This is a genomic window from Flavobacterium sp. PMTSA4 (assembly GCF_032098525.1).
GTDB classification, from domain to species: Bacteria; Bacteroidota; Bacteroidia; order Flavobacteriales; family Flavobacteriaceae; genus Flavobacterium; species Flavobacterium capsici.
On sequence record NZ_CP134890.1, the window covers coordinates 913,021 to 932,128 of the forward strand.

A 19,108-nucleotide genomic window follows, 5' to 3' on the forward strand; every position below is an offset into this window, starting at 1 on the left:
TGTGCAATAGCACTAACAATGGCAAATATCTTATTTGCTGATTTTCTAATTCATTATATACTTTTCAATGTTAGATAAGATTATACAATTCAGTATAAAGAACAAGTTCGTTATACTACTTTTTACCCTTGTGCTTTTGGCTTGGGGTAGCTATTCCATTAAGCAGTTACCGCTTGATGCTTTACCTGATGTTACTAATAATCAGGTGCAAATTATTACAACCGCTCCGACTTTAGCAAGTCAGGAAGTAGAGCAGTTAATCACATATCCATTAGAACAATCTGTAAAAACCATTCCGAAAGTCGTTGAGTTGCGTAGTATTTCACGCTTTGGGCTTTCGGTTGTTACTGTGGTTTTCAAAGATGATGTGGATATTTATTGGGCAAGGGAGCAAATTTTCCAAAGGATAAAAGATGCTGAAGAAAATATCCCGAAATATGCCGGTTCACCTGAGTTAGCTCCAATTTCCACCGGACTTGGCGAAATATTCCAATACGATGTTTATGCCAAAAAAGGCTACGAAAATAAATATGATGCTATTCAGCTAAGAACCATTCAGGATTGGATTATCATTCCTCAGTTGCAAGGTGTCGAAGGCGTTGCTGAGGTCAGTAGTTGGGGTGGTAAACTAAAGCAATATGAAATTGCCGTTAATCCCAACACGCTTAACAGTCAAGGTGTAACCATAACTGAGATTTTTGATGCTTTGGAAAAAAACAATCAAAATACCGGTGGCGCTTATATAGAGAAAGACCAATATGCTTACTTCATTCGTGGTGTCGGAATGGCTTCAGGGATTAGTGATTTGCAAAACGTGGTTATCAAAAACAGAAATGGTTCACCGGTGTTGGTTCGTGATGTGGCAACGGTTCGTGAAGGCGTTGCCTTACGTTATGGAGCATCCACCAAAGATGGAAAAGGCGAAATTGTTTGTGGATTGGTGCTAATGCTCAAAGGCGAAAACTCAAGCGCAGTTGTTGACAGAGTAAAAGAGCGAATGGTACAAATCAACAAGAGCTTACCTGAAGGAGTGGTTGCTGAACCTTTTATCGACAGAGGTAAGTTAGTGGATAATGCCATAGGTACGGTTACCAAAAACCTCATCGAAGGAGCGTTAATCGTAATATTTGTATTGATTCTGTTTCTTGGAAACCTTCGTGCAGGGCTTATCGTTGCTTCAGTAATTCCATTATCAATGCTTTTTGCCGTTATCCTGATGAATTACTTCGGTGTTAGCGGAAACCTGATGAGTTTAGGAGCTATTGATTTCGGAATCATAGTCGATGGCGCAGTAATTATAGTGGAAGCCACAATGCACCATTTAGCCAAACTAAAACGGAAAAAGGAGTTAACACAAGCCAAAATGGATAGTGAAGTTTATCTATCGGCTTCTAAAATCAGGAATAGTGCTGCTTTTGGCGAAATCATCATTCTGATTGTGTATTTGCCAATCTTAGCTTTAGTTGGAACAGAAGGCAAAATGTTTAAGCCAATGGCTATGACAGTAGGCTTTGCTGTAATTGGGGCTTTCATATTGTCTTTGACTTATGTACCAATGATGAGTGCAATGTTCCTGTCAAAGAATACAGAGCATAAAATCAATTTTAGTGATAGAATGATGGCTTGGTTTGAAAGTAAATACATCCCATTACTCAATAAGGCTTTAGAAATGAAAAAAACTGTCTTATTGATTTCAGTTGGTTTGTTTGCTTTGGCTTTATTCACTTTTCAAAATATGGGTGGTGAATTTATCCCTACGATTGAGGAAGGCGATTTAGCTCTCAATGTAACAATAATGACAGGAAGCTCATTAAGTCAAACAGTAGAAACCACAACCAAATATGAAAAGATTCTAAAAGCAAAATTCCCTGAAATAAAAACTATTGTGGCTAAAATAGGAAGTGGTGAAATCCCAACTGACCCAATGCCAATCGAAAGTGCTGATTTGATTATAGTGCTTAAAGATAAAAGCGAATGGACTTCAGCTGACAATTGGGAAGATTTAGCCAATTTGATGAAAGAGGAAATGGAAGTAATTCCGGGAGCGAATATCGAAGTTTCACAACCAATCCAAATGCGCTTCAATGAGCTTATGACCGGAAGCAGAAGTGATGTAGCTATTAAAATTTTTGGCGATGATTTAGAAGTTTTAGAAAATAAAGCCAAAGAGCTTACAAGTAAAATTAAATCTATTGAAGGTATTGGCGATTTGAAAGCTGACAAGGTCGCAGGGTTGCCACAAATCACTGTAAAATATGATTACAATAAAATTGCTTTATATGGATTAAATATCAGTGATATAAACCAAATAATTCGTTCTTCATTTGCCGGAGATATTGCCGGTAAAATTTATGAAGAAAACAAACGCTTTGATGTGGTAGTAAGATTAAACAAAGACAATCGGGCTGATATTTCAGACGTTAGTAATTTGTTTATTCCCTTACCAAACGGACAGCAAATCCCACTTTCTCAGGTGGCAACTATAAGCTATGAACAGGGAGCTGTTCAGGTAGTGCGTGAAGATGGAAAACGAAGGGTTACTGTCGGCTTAAATGTTCGTGGCAGAGATGTTAAAAGCGTAGTTGAGGAAATCCAATCTAAGTTGGATAAAAACTTCAAACTTCCTGCAGGTTACTATATCACTTATGGTGGACAGTTTGAAAACCTCATCGAAGCCAATAAAAGGTTATCGGTTGCGCTTCCTATTGCTTTAGGTTTGATTTTAGTTTTACTGTATTTCACTTTTGGCAGTATCAAACAATCTCTTTTGATATTTACTGCAATTCCGCTTTCTGCTATTGGTGGTGTCTTTGCCTTATGGTTAAGAGGGATGCCATTCAGTATTTCAGCCGGAATAGGTTTCATTGCTTTGTTTGGTATAGCTGTATTAAATGGAATTGTGCTTATTTCCTATTTCAATCAACTGAAAACGGAAGGCATTACAGACCCATTACGAAGAGTTTTAATCGGAACTAAAACAAGGTTACGCCCTGTATTGATGACTGCTGCTGTGGCATCATTAGGATTTATGCCAATGGCATTATCTACCAGCGGTGGTGCTGAGGTTCAAAAGCCTTTGGCAACAGTGGTTATAGGTGGTTTACTTTCTGCAACACTATTAACCCTGATTGTATTGCCAATACTCTATTTATTATTTGAAACAAAAATCAAAAGAAGAAAAAATATGAAAACCCCAATCATTACAGCTATACTGTTATTATTCAGTGCCTTTTCTTTTGCTCAAAGCCCTCAAAAAGTTTCATTGGAGCAAGCTGTTGAATTAGCTAAAAATAACAACAGTACTTTGAAAATAGCGGATAAGGAAATTGAGAAGCAAAAAGCACTTAAAAAAGGAGCTTTTCAGGCTGACCCTTTACAGATTCAATATCAGGGTGGACAGTTCAACAGTGATGCCTATGACCACAACGTTTCGGTTCAGCAGTATTTCCCCATCGGGAAAGTAACTAAAGCCAATAGACAGTTACAGGAAGAATTGGCTAATTTGGCAGAGAAGCGAAAAGCATTATCTGAGTATGAAATTGAAAAGGCAGTAACATTAGCTTATTATCAGTATTTGTATGGTGTTGAATTACAAAAACTGAACAATGAATTGAATGAGATTTACACCAAGTTTCTCAAAAATGCTGAATTACGTTTTGAAACCGGAGAAAGCGGTAAAATCGAAGTTATCAGTGCCAAAGTCAAAGTAAAGGAAATTGAAACTGTAAAAGCACAGATTGAATATGATTTGGCTATTTATCAAAAGCAATTACAATACTTTGTGCAGAGCGATAATGATATAATTCCTGATGCTTCTTCTGCATTGCAATACAAAATTGCTTTAGGCGCAGACAATTCAAAAGTAGATGGTTTGGTAAATGATTATTACTCCCAACAGGTTTTAGTTAATCAAAAGGAAACAAGCGTTTACAAAGCCCAAAGGATGCCAAAATTGGGATTGGGATATTTTGCCCAAACCATTGACACGAAATCAATGTTTCAGGGATTCACAGCCGGTTTGCAGATTCCTTTGTTTGGTGGAGCTAATACAGCAAAAGCCAAAGCTTCAGAAATCAATGTTTCCCAATCACAAATGATGCTCGACAGGAATAAGTTAACCTTGAAGCTGAAAAAAGAGGAGTTGCAAAATGAATATGACAAACAGAAAAAAGCCCTCGACTATTATCAAAATGAAGGCTTGGAATATGCCAATCAAATTATCAATACAGCACAAAAAAGCTATGCTAATGGTGATATGAGTTATTGGTCATATATCAGTTTCTTAAATCAGGCTATTGATATAAAGAAACAAAATGCTGAAGCGGTTAATCTTTACAATCAGAGCGCAATTCAGTTGCAGTTCCCATCAATCCTTAATAATTAATATCACGTAAAATGAAAAATATAATCATTAATAAATCATCGCTATTTATACTTTCTGTTTCACTATTCCTGCTTGTTTCCTGTGGCAAAAAAGAAGCTACTGAAGAACACGAAGAAGAAAAGTCAGAAACAGAAGTAGCACTAACAGAAATACAAGCCAAGACAATCGGAATTGAAACCGGAAGTGTCGAAATGAAGAACCTCAACACAATTATAAAAGCCAATGGCTATACAGCAGTTCCACCACAAAACAGGGCTGATGTTTCTACGCTAATTGGTGGCGTTGTAAAGGATATTTTTGTTTTGGAAGGTACATTTGTAACTAAGGGCAAAACATTGGCTACAATCCAAAATCTTGAGGTTTCTGAAATGCAGGAAGAATATCAATCCGCTGTTGCCAATATTGAGTATTTGGAGCAGGAATATAAACGCCAAAAAACTCTAACTGATGAAAATGTAAATCCTCGAAAAGCATTTCAGGAAGTAAAGTCAAAATTGGCATCAGAAAGAGCCAAAGCTCAGGCAGCCAAAAACAAATTACAGGCATTGAATGTAAGTCCGAATGGCAGCACTTCTTTAGTGCCTATTGTTTCACCAATAAGCGGTTATGTTGGTAAAATCAGTATTACAAAAGGTGCTTTTGCAGAAACAGGAATAACATTGTTTGAAGTTGTCGATAATACACAAATGCACCTCGATTTGAATGTGTTTGAAAAAGACTTAGGCAAAATTTCAATCGGTCAGGAAGTTGATTTTGTATTGACTAACCAATCCAATAAATCCATCAAAGGGAAAATATTCGGAATCAATAAATCTTTCTCAAATGAAAGCAAAACAGTAGCCGTTCACGCCAAAATAACGAGCAGTACCAAAGATTTGATTTCGGGAATGTATGTAGCAGCCAACATCAATATTTCCAATCAAACTGTTCCGGCACTGCCTAAAGATGCAGTGGTGAGAAACGGAGATAAATATTTTATCTACATTCAGGAAGAAGGACACGAAGAAGCTCCGAAAAAAGAAACAGAAGAACACGAACACAAAGAAGGCGAAACCCATAAAGAAGGAAAAGAAATCCATTTCAAAGCCGTTGAGGTGGCAGTAGGTACAACTGATTTAGGTTATACTGAAGTAAAGGTAATTGAAAAAATTCCTTCAGATGCCAAAATTGTGATTAAAGGTGCTTACTATCTATTGGCACAATCCAAAGGCGGTGGCGAACACGAACATTAATAAATTTCTAACAATATAAATACATACACTATGAAAACTACAATTTTAAAATCTTTTTTTTGTTTGGCAATAATGCTATTTGTTTCTAATTCGGCAATGGCTCAAAAGAGCAATCAAAAAGCAGTAATCAAAACAACTTTGCATTGCGACCATTGCAAACAATGTGAAACCTGCGGATTGAAATTCAAAACCGAAATGCTTAAAATAAAAGGCATTAGGATGTATGAGTTGGATGATAAGGCTCAAAACTTTACTATCTACTACAATCCAAAGAAAACGACCTTAGCTGAAATCAAAAAAGGAATTGCTAAATTAGGCTATGATGCTGATGAAGTAAAAGCTACTGAAGAAGGATTAGCTTCCTTAGATGGATGCTGTAAAGCTTAGATTATGAAACATCAACACAAATACGATGCTAATGGAAAACAGCTTTGTTGTACTCAGGAAGAAAAAATCTACACCAAAGCCGGTGCAAAAGATTTGATTGAGGATGATAGCTGCTGTTCCACTAAAAGCAAAAAGCACCAACATTCTGAGGATGATGGACACAACCACGAACACAGTCATTCTGCAAATGAAAGCACATTCAAAATGTTTTCGCCTTCTGCCATTTCTTTGGTATTACTGTTAACTGCAATAGGATTTGACAATGTTTTTACTGCTGATTGGTTTACAGGATGGATAAGGATTATTTGGTATATAGCAGCTTATATCCCTGTTGGTTTTCCGGTGTTGAAGGAAGCATTTGAAAGTATTAAGGAAGGTGAATTCTTTTCTGAATTTCTTTTGATGGTTATAGCCACTGTGGGAGCGTTTGCAATTGGTCAATATCCCGAAGCGGTGGCTGTAATGCTATTCTATTCAGTTGGTGAGGTTTTCCAAACGTTAGCCGTAACGAGAGCCAAAGCCAATATCAAATCCTTATTAGACCAAAGACCTGATGAAGTAACTATTTTGGTTAAATCTGAAGCGCAAACCATCAAAGCTGCCGATGCAAAAATTGGTGATATAATCCAATTGAAAGCCGGTGAAAAATTAGGTTTGGATGGTGAACTGCTTTCTGATGGAGCTTCATTCAATACATCAGCCTTAACAGGTGAAAGCAAACCCGATACAAAGTCTAAAGGCGATACGGTTTTAGCCGGAATGATTAACCTCAACAAAGTATCTCAGGTGAAAGTTACCACTGCCTACACAGATAGTAAGCTTTCTAAAATTTTGGAATTGGTACAAAACGCCACAGCGCAAAAAGCACCTACTGAACTATTCATTCGAAAGTTTGCCAAAATCTATACACCTATTGTGGTTTTATTGGCGGTTTTGATAGCGTTTCTGCCTTATTTCTTTGTTGAGAATTACGTCTTTTCAAATTGGTTATACAGAGCTTTAATATTCTTAGTTATTTCTTGTCCTTGCGCTTTAGTAATATCAATACCATTGGGCTATTTTGGTGGAATTGGTGCAGCGAGTAGAAACGGAATATTATTCAAAGGCAGCAATTTCCTCGATGTGATAGCTACGGTTAAAAACGTTGTGATGGATAAAACCGGAACAATGACTGAAGGCGTTTTTAAAGTACAGGAAGTTGTTTTTGATAAGCAATTTAAGGAAAAGGAAATACTGCAAATGGTCAATACCTTAGAAAGCCAAAGTACTCATCCGGTAGCGACTGCCATTCACGAATTTGTTGGCAAAGTTGATACTTCTATCAAACTTGGAAAAGTGGAAGAAATCGCAGGGCAGGGATTGAAAGCAACCGTTGACGGCAAAAGCCTTTTAGTGGGTAATTTTAAGTTAATGGACAAACATTCCATTCCATACGATATTGACCCTAATTCAATCGTTTACACGCTCATAGCCGTTGCCTACGATAAAAAGTTTGTTGGATATATAACTATTGCCGATGTTATCAAAAAAGATGCTCAGGAAACGATTAACAAGCTAAAGTCTTTGAATATAAAAACTACTATGCTAAGTGGTGATAAAAGCACAGTTGTAAAATATGTTGCTGATAAGTTAGGCATCACAAATGCTTTTGGCGATTTATTACCTGAAGACAAAGTAAACAAGGTCAAAGAAATCAAAGCTAAAAATGAAACCGTTGCTTTTGTTGGTGATGGTGTTAATGATGCTCCGGTAGTTGCGTTAAGTGATGTGGGTATAGCAATGGGTGGTTTGGGTAGTGATGCCACTATTGAAACTGCCGATGTAGTTATTCAGGATGATAAGCCGAGTAAAATCCCAATGGCTATTAATATCGGGAAACAAACCAAAAAGATAGTTTGGCAAAACATCACATTAGCCTTTGTAGTAAAAGGAATTGTTTTGATTCTTGGTGCAGGCGGTTTGGCTACTATGTGGGAAGCGGTTTTTGCTGATGTGGGTGTAGCATTATTGGCTATACTAAATGCAGTGAGAATCCAACGAATGAAATTTTAGGCTAATGGTTGTGTTCAATAATCTATATTGAGATGGGAAGGATAATCACAAAAAGAGTTATTACCAAAAACGGCAAAATAATCATTGAGAAAAAAAGTAAAGAGCTTATTAAACCTTATGAAGTTATATGTTATATAGTTTGCTTAGCCACTTTAATCTTATGGTTTATTTCTTTGTTTGATTAATTTAATAATCACTTTCTATTGGGAAGTAATGTCAATACAATTTGACAATATAGCTGTAAGTTGAGGTTTTGGCTTATATCCGGTTAAAACCTCAGCTGTGGCTGTATTTTCCCAATCAAAAAGATTTGGGTTAAATTCCCATTGCTCAGAATTATAAACCGGCTGAGGTTCTTTGATTGTAATTTCTTCTTTCTTCTCAGCATTGAAGCCAAAACGCTCAAAAATACGAATGCCTTTCATAGCGGTAAGGATATTATCCAAAGCAGAAGCATAAATTTGATAGGAAGCGTTATCGCCTTTTTTCTTTATTTCCGGTTCAGTAAAAATTTTACTTCCATATTTTATAATCTCTATCAGTCCTGTTTCAGCGTTGAATATTTTTCTCATATCCTGCGCCTGTCTTTGGGCAAATTTCGGTGTCCATAGTTTTAGCCAATCCTGAATCAGTATTTCCGCCATTTTTTTATTGGCAACTATCAAATGCAGATGTGGATTATAAGTCTTTTTTACCGGATTGAAATTACACTCCAACGATTTAACGCCAATGAGTTTGATTCCTTTTCCTCTTTGGAAATTCTTTTTGTGTCTTTCCTTTATCATTTGAAATCCCTGCATAACTTTTTTGACCAATACTCTTAGCCTTGCAGCAGAACAGGCTTTGACTGTTAAGGTTACAAAATAAGGTTCTTCCCATTGCTCAATAATCGGATAGTATCTGTTTATGATTTCAGCTTTCCTGATGCTGCAACAAAGAGTACAAAATCTGTTTTTACAGTAGTTACCATACAAACGACCATCGACACTTGTAACTCTATTTTGGCAGTAGTAGGTATTCCAATATGCCTTTTGCTTTTCATTATCGCCTTTTTCTTTTGCTACATCCATCAGATTTAGCATCATATTTTGGGTGATAAATTTGCGCTTTGCCCTTCCTTGCAAAACCTCATTATTGCTGAGGTCAGAGCCATTTCCTGAAATAAAAACCGGTCTTTGTCCCGTTTTATTTGTCCCACTTTGTCCTAATGTATAGATGTTTCCCATTTCCGGCAGATTATTACCTCAACTTTTAGAGTTAGGCTCTTTTGTACTTTAGTGATTTTACCTCTTGGAGCGATTGCTCAACATCAATACGTTTTATAAGCAGGATTCTACCAACTTTTTGAGCCGGTAAAAAACCTCTTTTGATGTAATTGTGTATTGATTGTTCAGAAACCTTTAGGAGTTCAGCGGCTTCTTTTACCGTTAGATTTTCGGCTTTGTCTTCTTCAGTCGGTTTATGCTTAATATCCAATAGAAGGTTTTCGATATTTGATAATCGTTGTTCGATTATCTCAAAGGGATTATTCATAACATTTGCGTTTGAGTTATGTGCAAATGTTTTGTCTAATTTGATTTAGGTAACCGGTTATAACCGGTTACAATTTTTATCCAAATAAATTATCTCTATTGATTTTTAATATACTTAACTCATCTAAAGCCCTTTGTTTATTGGCATCAGAAAGTAAACCAATCACACTTTCAAACAATTCTATTTTGTTTTGGAAAGTTTTAGGAGTTGGGTTAGTTGGATTTCCTTTTCTATTTTGTGAACTTGAGAAATAAGTAAACTCTTGAAACAGTTTTTCGCCCGAAGAATGACCATATTCTTTTATGATTTCGCCACAATTATTTCTATTAACCACCGCACCTTCATAAACCAATTTAAGTGCTATTTGTTTAATAGAAAGTTCCGGTGTTATTTTCTCTTTGAGTGATTCATCTTCTTTCAATAGAGGTGTTATTTCCTTAATGAATTTTTTCTCAGATGTAAACCAACTTTTTAGAATTTTGATATAACCTTTAGAATCTATTTCTTTCCCCGAATTTAGAGCCGTTAATTCTAATTCCCTATTTCTCAAAACCAGTTCTAATTGTATCTTTTGAGTATCATTTAGCATCCCTTTTTCATATAATTTCAATGCGTTTACATTTGTTATGATAGCTTTTGTTAGCTCCACTAAAAATTGGGTTAGGCTTTCCTTTGAGTGAAGGGACGCAGCAGATAAGCCTGTATATTTATTATATCTGACCTCACCATTTACAATAGGGATTGTTTTGCTGTATTTTTTCTGTAAAGGTTGGAAATAAGACAGATTAAAAGGAAACGTTTTGTACCATCTACTGTAAGTGGAAAGTAATAAATTAAAATCCTTATTATCTTCCTTCGGACGCTTTTGACCGGCAGGAATAAAAGCATTGTGAATATGCTCCAAAATTGAATCTATTCTTTTATTGATTTCTTCCTTTGATATTTTTGGCGATGAAAGCAAATCTCTCTTTCCGTCAATCATATCGGGAAGAAACCCATAAAAATTATTTATCTGATATGGTGAACCATAACCATTGGGAAAGCTGCCAAAACTCTCAATCACATACTCAAAATAATTTTGAAAATCTTCAAACCAATCATCGTTATCGATATTGTTTATAACAAACTGAGCTGTATAGATGATTTTATCAGCAATACTACCTTCTAATTCCTTATAATTTTCAATATTAAAATCTGCAAACGAAGGCAACGTTTTGTGCTCTTCACAACACAATGGAAAAACATTAACTCTCTTTATTTCATCAATTATATTTTGCCTTTGTTTCTTGCAACCTTCACAAGTTGAATAGGTATGTTCCCCTGCTGCCGGATTTACATCGTATGGTAATTGGAAAGCACCACCTTCAAACGAGAAAAATGTATGACCGCAAACATCAATTTCTTCTAATTTGTCTATATAAAACTTCTTATTTATTGTTGCCATTAATCAACTTTTTTCAATTGGGCATTTTCCATTTTCCAAACAGATTTCATAAACTCTTTTTTATCATCATTGTTTGGTTTGTAATATTTGTTAAAGACTTCCAAACTTCTATGACCTGTATAGCTCATAATGACCTTATCAGGGATTTTATTATTCTTCATAATAGTTATAAAGCTTCTTCGGGCAGTATGTGATGAAATCCTTTCAAAAAGTGGATTAACTTGTTCTATAATATCTTTCCCGACTTTGACCGTCTTTTTGATGTTTTGATTATATCCTATGGTTTGAAACACTTCTTTGATATAATCGTTAAACTTTTGATTGGATATATTCGGTAGTTTATACTCATACTTTTTCAGAAGGAAAATAGAGAAATCATTTAACGGTATTTCCAAAGCTTTATCAGTGTTCTTTTTATCCCTAACCTTTATAAAACCATCCTGAATATCTTTCTCCTGTACATTGGAATAATTACTGATTCTCATTCCGGTTGCACAACCAAACACAAACAAATCCCTAACACGCTCTAATCTTTCATTATTGCTGAAATCAAACTCAAAGACTTCCTGAACCTGTTCTAAAGTCAATGCAACCTCATCTGTCAATTGAGATTTTGGCGATTTGAATTTTTGATAATCTATTTTATAAGTGTGATTGTTTTCGGTTGCCCAATAAAGGAATGTTTTGAGTAATCCAACATTTCTTCTAACCGTATTTGCTGAGTGCTTTTTTTCAGAGATTGAAAACTCAATAAAAGAATTATAAAAAACTTTGTCTATTTGATTAAAATTAATCTTTTTGCCGTTGAAGGTTTGAAAGTCAAAAAGCAGCTTTTTGTTGTACTCATATCGTTTTATTGTAGTTTCGGAATTAGCTTCATCCGTGAAATCACTTTTCCTTTCGGTTAGAAACAAATCGTAAACCTCAAAGAATTTGCTTGAGATAGCAGTAGTACGCTTAAATTCAATATCAAAATCATCCTTAATATCTGCAATAGATATATCCCGATTAGAAAGCTTGTATTTCTGTATCAAATCTGAAAAGAAATTGGAATAACGCTCCAATTGTCTATTAATTCCTCTCAGCCTATTAGCTGATTCTGTCCTTCCGTTGAGGTTCTTAGGCTGTCTGTTTTCAAAATCCCAATCGTCAGGATGAATCATTTCACCTGTTGAGTAGACAAATTTACGCCCTTCCATTTTGAAATAGGCTGAAAACAGAATCAAACTTTCCTTATCCTTATTAGGTTCTTTTAAGTTGAATGTACTTCTCATAAATTTCTATCAGTTGACAGTTTAGTTGACAGTAAAGGTATGATTTAATACTATATTTTAGTTATATCAAATATTAACATTAAGTTGAAGTTATTGACAATAAAGGGATTTGATAAATTTAGCTATATCAAAATATAGAAAGTTCAAATCCCTCTTTCTCCGCAACAAAAACCGATTAGTAAACTAATCGGTTTTTTTATACTTATGCTTTAACTTACAAAACATATAAAAAAAAAACCAAACTACTAGTTTGGGCTTTTTAATTATTTAATTATTTAATTATTGTTTTTATTTTATAATTGCTTTCTGGGAAACTATTACACCATTTGATAGCAATACTTTTACTAATAAAACTTGTGGTGAAATATTTAATTCACCAGTATTAAATTCATTTCTATCTAAATCATTTAAAGTTGCATAAACTAATTTTCCTAGTAAGTCATAAATAACAACTTTTTCAATCTTTTCATTAGAGCTTAATACTAAAAGACTATTATTATTAGAAATTATTTTAATACTATTTTCAGTTGAATTTGGGTTTGTAACTCCTAAAGCATTAGATATAAATCTTATCTCAAAACGATTGTTGAACGTTCCACTTGATGTTGTGAAGGTGTAATTTGAATCTTTTAAGTTGTGATACGCATTAGTAAACTTATCTAATAAATAAATATCTTGATTAGAAAATAGCCCATCAAAATTTTCAAGATTAATACTTAATGTTCCATTGATTGTAGTACTATAAATAAATGGAATAATATCTTGAGAAGAAAAAGGCAACGCTTTTGCTTGTATTGCTAATGACAAATCATTTAAAGGCATCGCAATAAAAACAGAATTATTTGTTTGCATTGTTTTTCCATCATATTTTGAGTCAAAATCATTAGTTGCTCCTTCTACATATCCAACCAGCATTTCATTAAAAGCTCCTTGTGGACTATTAATTGAAACCCAAAAACGATGTTTTTCTGGTGAAGCCGTTCTAAAAAACTGATTATTATTTCCTGAAATTCTCATTGAATTATCAAATCGTGCAGAATAATTACCATTGGCTAATGATGATTTTGCTTCAATAAAAAATCCTTGACCAGCTGCAACTTTTCCCGTTGGAGTTGCTCCGCCTGTTGAAGCAGCTGAAGCAGTTTTTACACCACCAGTTAAATTATATTTAGCATAATCATCAGCTGTGTATACATTATTTGTAATTGCTGTATTGTGAGTCCACAAATATATTGTGCTGTTAAAAATTGCATCGTTAGTTGAATTCGTTAAAAACAAATCAATATCAATTGCAGATGAATATGGGTTACCAATTAAATTATGACCACTAGTTGCTGATTTTACTATCGTTGGGTTAATAATTCCATTATTTGGAACTCCATTGAAATTTGTAACAACTTGTTGGTTTGAAGCAGCATAATTTAAACCACTTGGTGCTCTTCCAATGTATCCTTTTCCTTGAGCCATTATCGCTCCAGATGCTTGATAAACCCAATTATTAATATTTGGATCAAAAGAGTAAAACAATGAATTTGTTGCCAACTGACTTAATGAAGCATTCGCAACAGGAGAACTCCAATAGGTATAATCATATTGTTTTAGAGGAGTAGTTCTTCTTTTATAAATAATTGAACCTGAATTTACCGATGAATTATTTATTTGAACTAAACTCGCATCATTTTCAAAAGTTAATGAACCACCTGAAACAGTAACTTCATTTGTTATTATTAAAGAATTTCCAGAATTAAATACAACATTTCCAGAATTTACTGTACAGGCACAACCAACAACATTTGACAAAGAAGAATAATTACCATTAAAAACAATTCTATCCAAACTACTTGGTATACCTAATGACCAACTTGTTCCATTCCAAGTATTGACTCTCTGAGAATTTATTGTAATTGTTGCTGAAGGTATTGAAGAACAAGAACTAAGAGTAGCTGTTACATTATAACTTCCTGCTGGTGCTGTAACTGTGTTACCAGAACGTGTTACACCAGTTGAAGGAGAAATAGCATAACTATATGAAGCATTATAATTAGAAATTACAAATGAGCCTAAAGTAGAGGTGCAATCTGGCTGAGTAATTGAGTTTATTAACGGTTGTACTGGAGAAACTGGCTGTGTATTTACAGTCGCAATTGTTATTGCTGATATACATCCTGATGAATTTTTTGCAGTTACATTATAATTAGCAGACGCTACATTATTAAATACTCCTGATGTATTTGCATAAGTTGAACCATTTATACTATATGTCATTCCTGAACCTGTTGGTGTATTAATAGTAATTATACCTGTAGCTGTAGAACATGTTGGATGAGAAATAGTAACTGCTGGAGCAGAAGGTAATGAAACTACAGAAACAGAAACAGCTCTTCTTGGTGTAGTCACTGATCCAGTGGTAGCTTCTACATAATAAGTCGTTGAAGTTGATAATGTAGGTGTAGTGTAGGTTGCCACATATGGACTTGAACTTACCGTTGATGAAAATACAGGGCTTCCTCCACTAGCCACAGTATAAAATTTATAAGTTGTACTGCTAGTTGGAACTGGATTTTTTTGAGCTGTAATTATAGAGCTACCTGAACCACATATTGCAGTAGCTGTAGCATTAACAGTATTATAACCTCCACCAGATATTAAACCTGGAAAATCTGTTTCAGCTCCACCACCACCATTACAAGAAGCAACTTTAATTGTTCCAATTTTAATCAAATCAGAAGCACTACAGTTACTACCAGCTCCAATACTTCCACCAGCTTCAATAACAATAGAAGAATTAGCAGCTAAAGTCAAATCATAGTTTCCAGTCGAAAAATCAATATTTGCATTATTTCTAACTATAAATTGAATTGATCCTAAACAGGTTAAATCAAAATTTGCAGTCATGACTAAAGTTGTTGGATTGATTCCATCCCCAATATAAACAGTTGTACATCCTACAAATGATGTACATAATGTAGGGTTTAATGTTCCAGAGTTTATAGGTGAACCTGATATAGTACATTGCGCATGACTACTAAATGTCCAAACAAAGAATAACAAAAAATAAAGAGCAATTTTTTTCATAGTTTTTTACCAATTACAATTAAATAAGATTTGGTATCTAATTTTGAGGCAAAACTATTTCAAAAAAAAGATTACATATAAATTATCCGACAAAAAACACAAAAAAACTATAAACTACACATATTTTAATTTTCAATAAATAACTTTTAAAGTTATTAACAAAAAAGCGTGGGGTTATTAACATAGCTATCTAATCTTTAAAGAATTAAAAAAAGTTAACACACTAATATCTAGAAGTTTATTATAATTTTATTAACATCCTTATAAATTGTTAATAACATATTTTTTGATTAATTATAATACCAATTATTCAGTAAAAATCTAAAAAAAATAGTAATAAGATAATTTTTAAAATACAAAAAAACTTTTAAATCAAAAGATACAAATTCTAAAATGCATAAGTATTAGTGAGGTAATTTGTCTTTAATTACTCCATAAATAAAAGTACCTAAAACAGCACCTACCAAAACTAATCCAACAGCTAAAAACCCAGCGCCTAAAAGAATAAAAATTGGCCCAGGACAAGAACCAACTAAAGCCCAACCAAGTCCAAAAAGAGTACCGCCAAACCAATAGCGTAGGTTGCCTTTTTCTTTATCTTGAATAACTATAGAATTACCTTTTATGTCTTTCAAATTTTTCTTTTTAATAATTTGAATTCCAATAATTCCTGTTATCACAGCAGTCATTATTATTCCATACATATGAAAAGATTGAAAATGAAACATTTCATATATTCTATACCAAGAAACTGCTTCAGATTTTGTCAATACAATTCCAAAAATAAAACCTACAATAAGATATTTTAATACTTTCATTTCTAATTAATTTAAAATTAATGGCAATAAAAAATAGGACATAATCAATCCGCCAACAAAAAAACCTATAACAGCTTTCAAAGAAGGAATCTGCAAATTACTTAAACCAGAAATTGCATGTCCTGAAGTACAACCTCCAGCATATCTTGAACCAAAACCTATTAAAAATCCACCTGAAAGAAGTATTAGTATCATTTTAAAAGAACTAAAAACATTCATTCCAAATAAATAATCCGGCAATAATTTTCCATTAGGCGAATCAATTCCTAAAGCAGACAACTCAGTTATTGTTTGCTCACTAATTGAAACATTGTCTGAACTTTGCATATAATGTACCGCAACAAATCCACCTATCATTGCACCTAATACAACCACAAAATTCCACCTTTGTGATTTCCAATCCCAATCAAAAAAAGACACCTTCTTTCCTATTCCAGTCATGGAGCAAAGTGAACGAAGATTAGAAGACATTCCGAAAGTTTTACCAAAATATGTCAATAAAAGCATTATTATTCCAATAATAAAACCAGAAATTGACCAATGCCAAGTTTGTGAAAGTAACTCCATTTTTAATTATTTTATACAAAAATAGAAATTCAATTCCAGTTCAATAATTTAAAATGTATAATTTTATCACATTAATTTTTCGTTTTTATATCATTTGCACAATTATTGATGTACTCAAAAAAATATTTAACCCATGAATAATAGTTTAAAATACATTTGGCCTATCTTAATACTTATGATTTTATCTTCATGCATAAGTACAAAACTGACTATTAAAAATATAGATGACAATGCACCTATTCCAAAATTATTGAATAAAGAAACTTTTATTATCACCGAAACTACAACTGATAAAAAATATGGTTACGATCCAGACTACCCTATAAATGTATTTTACAAAAACACCAAAGATGAAAATATTAATGCATACCGTTTTTTAAATGCATTATCTGGACCTAATGGTGAAGAAATATTCTATACTAAAGTAGAAACATGTTGCCCATTTCCAAGCAAAAGAACAGATATGGGAGCAGGACTTTTAGATATTTACGAAATTACATGGAAAGGTCAATCAAAACCTGTTCGATTGTATTTAAATATTTATGAAAAAGGATATTTGTATATTCCTGTTGGATTTACCGCAAAAAATAAATAATTCTTCCATTAAATATTATTAAATTAGCGGTCTTAAAATCCTATTTTAATGAATATTAAAGAAATTCCACAAATAAAAAATACAGAAAGTGGACAATTTTTCCTTTTAGCTGGTCCATGTGCCATTGAAGGAGAAGAAATGGCATTAAAAATTGCCGAACGTTTAGTTACAATTACTTCTAAACTACAGATTCCATATGTTTTTAAAGGTTCTTTTAAAAAAGCAAATCGCTCTAGAATAGACAGTTTTTCAGGAATTGGAGATGAAAAAGCTTTAAAAATCCTTAGAAAAGTTGGTGAAACATTTCAAATACCTACTGTAACCGACATTCATACCAATGAAGATGCTGATAAAGCAGCTCAATATGTTGATGTTTTACAAATTCCAGCGTTTCTAGTACGTCAAACTGATTTGGTTGTAGCTGCTGCTAATACAGGTAAAGTTGTGAATCTAAAAAAAGGACAGTTCATGAGTCCTGAAAGTATGAAACATGCCGTTCAAAAAGTTTTGGATTGCAATAATCAAAATGTGATGGTAACTGATAGAGGAACAATGTTTGGATATCAAGACATGATTGTTGATTTCAGAGGAATTCCAACTATGCAAAATTTTGCAACAACAGTTTTAGATGTTACACATTCATTACAACAACCAAACCAAATGGCTGGTGTTACCGGTGGCAGACCTGATATGATTGAAACTATAGCAAAAGCTGGTATTGCTGTTGGTGTTGACGGAATATTTATTGAAACACATTTTGATCCAGCAAATGCCAAAAGTGATGGTGCAAATATGTTACATTTAGATCTTTTTGAAAATCTAATGACAAAATTAGTTGCTATTAGAAAAACTGTTAATTCTCTTTAATCTTTTTAAGAATTTTTACATTGAAAAAAATATTTTTTATTGCTTTACTATGTTTCAGTGGATTAACCTTTTCACAAGAATCTGAAATAAGTACATCAACAACTGGAACTGTCACAAAATATGCAGCCCATAATAAAGGTAAATTTTATATTTATTGGGGAGGAAACAGAGAAAGCTTTTCAAAATCTGACATTCATTTTAAAGGTGCTGATTATGATTTCACTCTGTATGATGTTCATGCTCATGATAAACCAAAAGGATGGCATGTTGATTATATCAATCCTTCGAGAATGACAATACCACAAACTAATTTACGAATTGGATATTTTATTTCTGATCACTATAATATTTCAATTGGTGTTGATCATATGAAATATGTCATGGATCAAAACAGAGCTGTCGATTATACAGGTTATTATTCAAATCCTGGAAGTTATGGAGAAATTTTACCGAACAATCAAATACTACTTACCGAAGAATTTCTTACTTTTGAACATACTGATGGCTTAAATTACATAAATACTGAAATTTGCAGGGTTGATGATTTGTCTAATTTATTAAAATTACCTAATATTGATAAGTTTCAAATAAACCTAACTGAAGGTGTTGGTGCTGGATTTTTATTTCCAAAAACAAATGCGAAAGTACTTGGCAAAGAAAGACATGATGATTTTCATATTTCTGGCTACGGTGTTTCTGCAAAAGTTGGTTTAAACTTTACATTCTTTAAGCACTTTTTTATTCAAACCGAATTAAAAGGTGGTTATATTAATATGTCTGATATCAGAACAACAAATGATGCTGCTGATACAGCGTCACAACATTTTTATTTTCTTCAAAGGATAATTTCCTTTGGAGGAATTTTTAAAGTATAAAAAAC

General features: G+C 33.4%; 14 protein-coding genes. 7 read left to right on the plus strand and 7 right to left on the minus strand.

Features of this window, described 5'->3' with window-relative positions; translation table 11 throughout:
- Positions 1 to 67 precede the first annotated feature (67 nt).
- The 4 genes from RN605_RS04260 to RN605_RS04275 are packed head-to-tail and all read left to right on the plus strand — an operon-like array spanning position 68 to position 8,055.
- Positions 68 to 4,384, plus strand: a complete 4,317-nt coding sequence (locus RN605_RS04260) for a CusA/CzcA family heavy metal efflux RND transporter (protein ID WP_313322506.1) — start codon at positions 68 to 70, stop codon at positions 4,382 to 4,384.
- An 11-nt stretch (positions 4,385 to 4,395) separates the two neighbouring features.
- Positions 4,396 to 5,616 carry an efflux RND transporter periplasmic adaptor subunit gene (locus tag RN605_RS04265; RefSeq protein ID WP_313322508.1) on the plus strand — a complete coding sequence of 407 codons (1,221 nt, stop codon included), beginning with the start codon at positions 4,396 to 4,398 and terminating at the stop codon, positions 5,614 to 5,616.
- Between the two features lie 30 nt (positions 5,617 to 5,646).
- Positions 5,647 to 6,003 (plus strand): hypothetical protein, encoded by a 357-nt coding sequence (locus RN605_RS04270; RefSeq protein WP_313322509.1) that lies wholly within the window; start codon positions 5,647 to 5,649, stop codon positions 6,001 to 6,003.
- Between the two features lie 3 nt (positions 6,004 to 6,006).
- Positions 6,007 to 8,055: a heavy metal translocating P-type ATPase gene (locus RN605_RS04275; RefSeq protein ID WP_313322511.1), complete on the plus strand. Its 2,049-nt coding sequence runs from the start codon at positions 6,007 to 6,009 to the stop codon at positions 8,053 to 8,055.
- A gap of 200 nt (positions 8,056 to 8,255) precedes the next feature.
- Here the strand turns inward: RN605_RS04275 and RN605_RS04280 are convergent, their stop codons facing one another.
- The 7 genes from RN605_RS04280 to RN605_RS04310 all read right to left on the minus strand — a co-directional run bounded on the left by RN605_RS04280 (position 8,256) and on the right by RN605_RS04310 (position 16,766).
- On the minus strand, positions 8,256 to 9,281 hold the full coding sequence (locus RN605_RS04280; RefSeq protein ID WP_313322513.1) for a protein rep: 1,026 nt from the start codon (positions 9,279 to 9,281) through the stop codon (positions 8,256 to 8,258).
- Between the two features lie 31 nt (positions 9,282 to 9,312).
- On the minus strand, positions 9,313 to 9,588 hold the full coding sequence (locus RN605_RS04285) for a helix-turn-helix domain-containing protein (protein ID WP_313322514.1): 276 nt from the start codon (positions 9,586 to 9,588) through the stop codon (positions 9,313 to 9,315).
- A 76-nt stretch (positions 9,589 to 9,664) separates the two neighbouring features.
- Positions 9,665 to 11,032, minus strand: coding sequence for a hypothetical protein (locus tag RN605_RS04290; RefSeq protein WP_313322516.1), 1,368 nt, complete (start codon positions 11,030 to 11,032; stop codon positions 9,665 to 9,667).
- Positions 11,032 to 12,306 (minus strand): tyrosine-type recombinase/integrase, encoded by a 1,275-nt coding sequence (locus RN605_RS04295; protein WP_313322518.1) that lies wholly within the window; start codon positions 12,304 to 12,306, stop codon positions 11,032 to 11,034. Before RN605_RS04295 ends, RN605_RS04290 begins: the two co-directional genes overlap by 1 nt.
- A 288-nt stretch (positions 12,307 to 12,594) precedes the next feature.
- Positions 12,595 to 15,381 carry an Ig-like domain-containing protein gene (locus RN605_RS04300; RefSeq protein WP_313322520.1) on the minus strand — a complete coding sequence of 929 codons (2,787 nt, stop codon included), beginning with the start codon at positions 15,379 to 15,381 and terminating at the stop codon, positions 12,595 to 12,597.
- Positions 15,382 to 15,785: 404 nt separating this feature from the next.
- On the minus strand, positions 15,786 to 16,199 hold the full coding sequence (locus tag RN605_RS04305) for a DUF6691 family protein (RefSeq protein WP_313322521.1): 414 nt from the start codon (positions 16,197 to 16,199) through the stop codon (positions 15,786 to 15,788).
- A gap of 6 nt (positions 16,200 to 16,205) precedes the next feature.
- Positions 16,206 to 16,766 (minus strand): YeeE/YedE family protein, encoded by a 561-nt coding sequence (locus RN605_RS04310; RefSeq protein WP_313322523.1) that lies wholly within the window; start codon positions 16,764 to 16,766, stop codon positions 16,206 to 16,208.
- A gap of 133 nt (positions 16,767 to 16,899) precedes the next feature.
- Between RN605_RS04310 and RN605_RS04315 the strand changes: the two genes are divergently transcribed.
- Genes RN605_RS04315 through RN605_RS04325 form a run of 3 tightly spaced genes read left to right on the plus strand, consistent with a single transcriptional unit; the run spans position 16,900 to position 19,103 of the window.
- Entirely contained in the window at positions 16,900 to 17,361 is a 462-nt protein-coding gene (locus RN605_RS04315) for a 2-dehydro-3-deoxyphosphooctonate aldolase (RefSeq protein ID WP_313322525.1), read from the plus strand.
- A gap of 48 nt (positions 17,362 to 17,409) precedes the next feature.
- Positions 17,410 to 18,228 carry a 3-deoxy-8-phosphooctulonate synthase gene (kdsA, locus tag RN605_RS04320; protein ID WP_313322527.1) on the plus strand — a complete coding sequence of 273 codons (819 nt, stop codon included), beginning with the start codon at positions 17,410 to 17,412 and terminating at the stop codon, positions 18,226 to 18,228.
- 20 nt (positions 18,229 to 18,248) lie between these two features.
- Positions 18,249 to 19,103 (plus strand): hypothetical protein, encoded by an 855-nt coding sequence (locus RN605_RS04325; RefSeq protein ID WP_394853492.1) that lies wholly within the window; start codon positions 18,249 to 18,251, stop codon positions 19,101 to 19,103.
- The last annotated feature ends 5 nt before the right edge of the window (positions 19,104 to 19,108 follow it).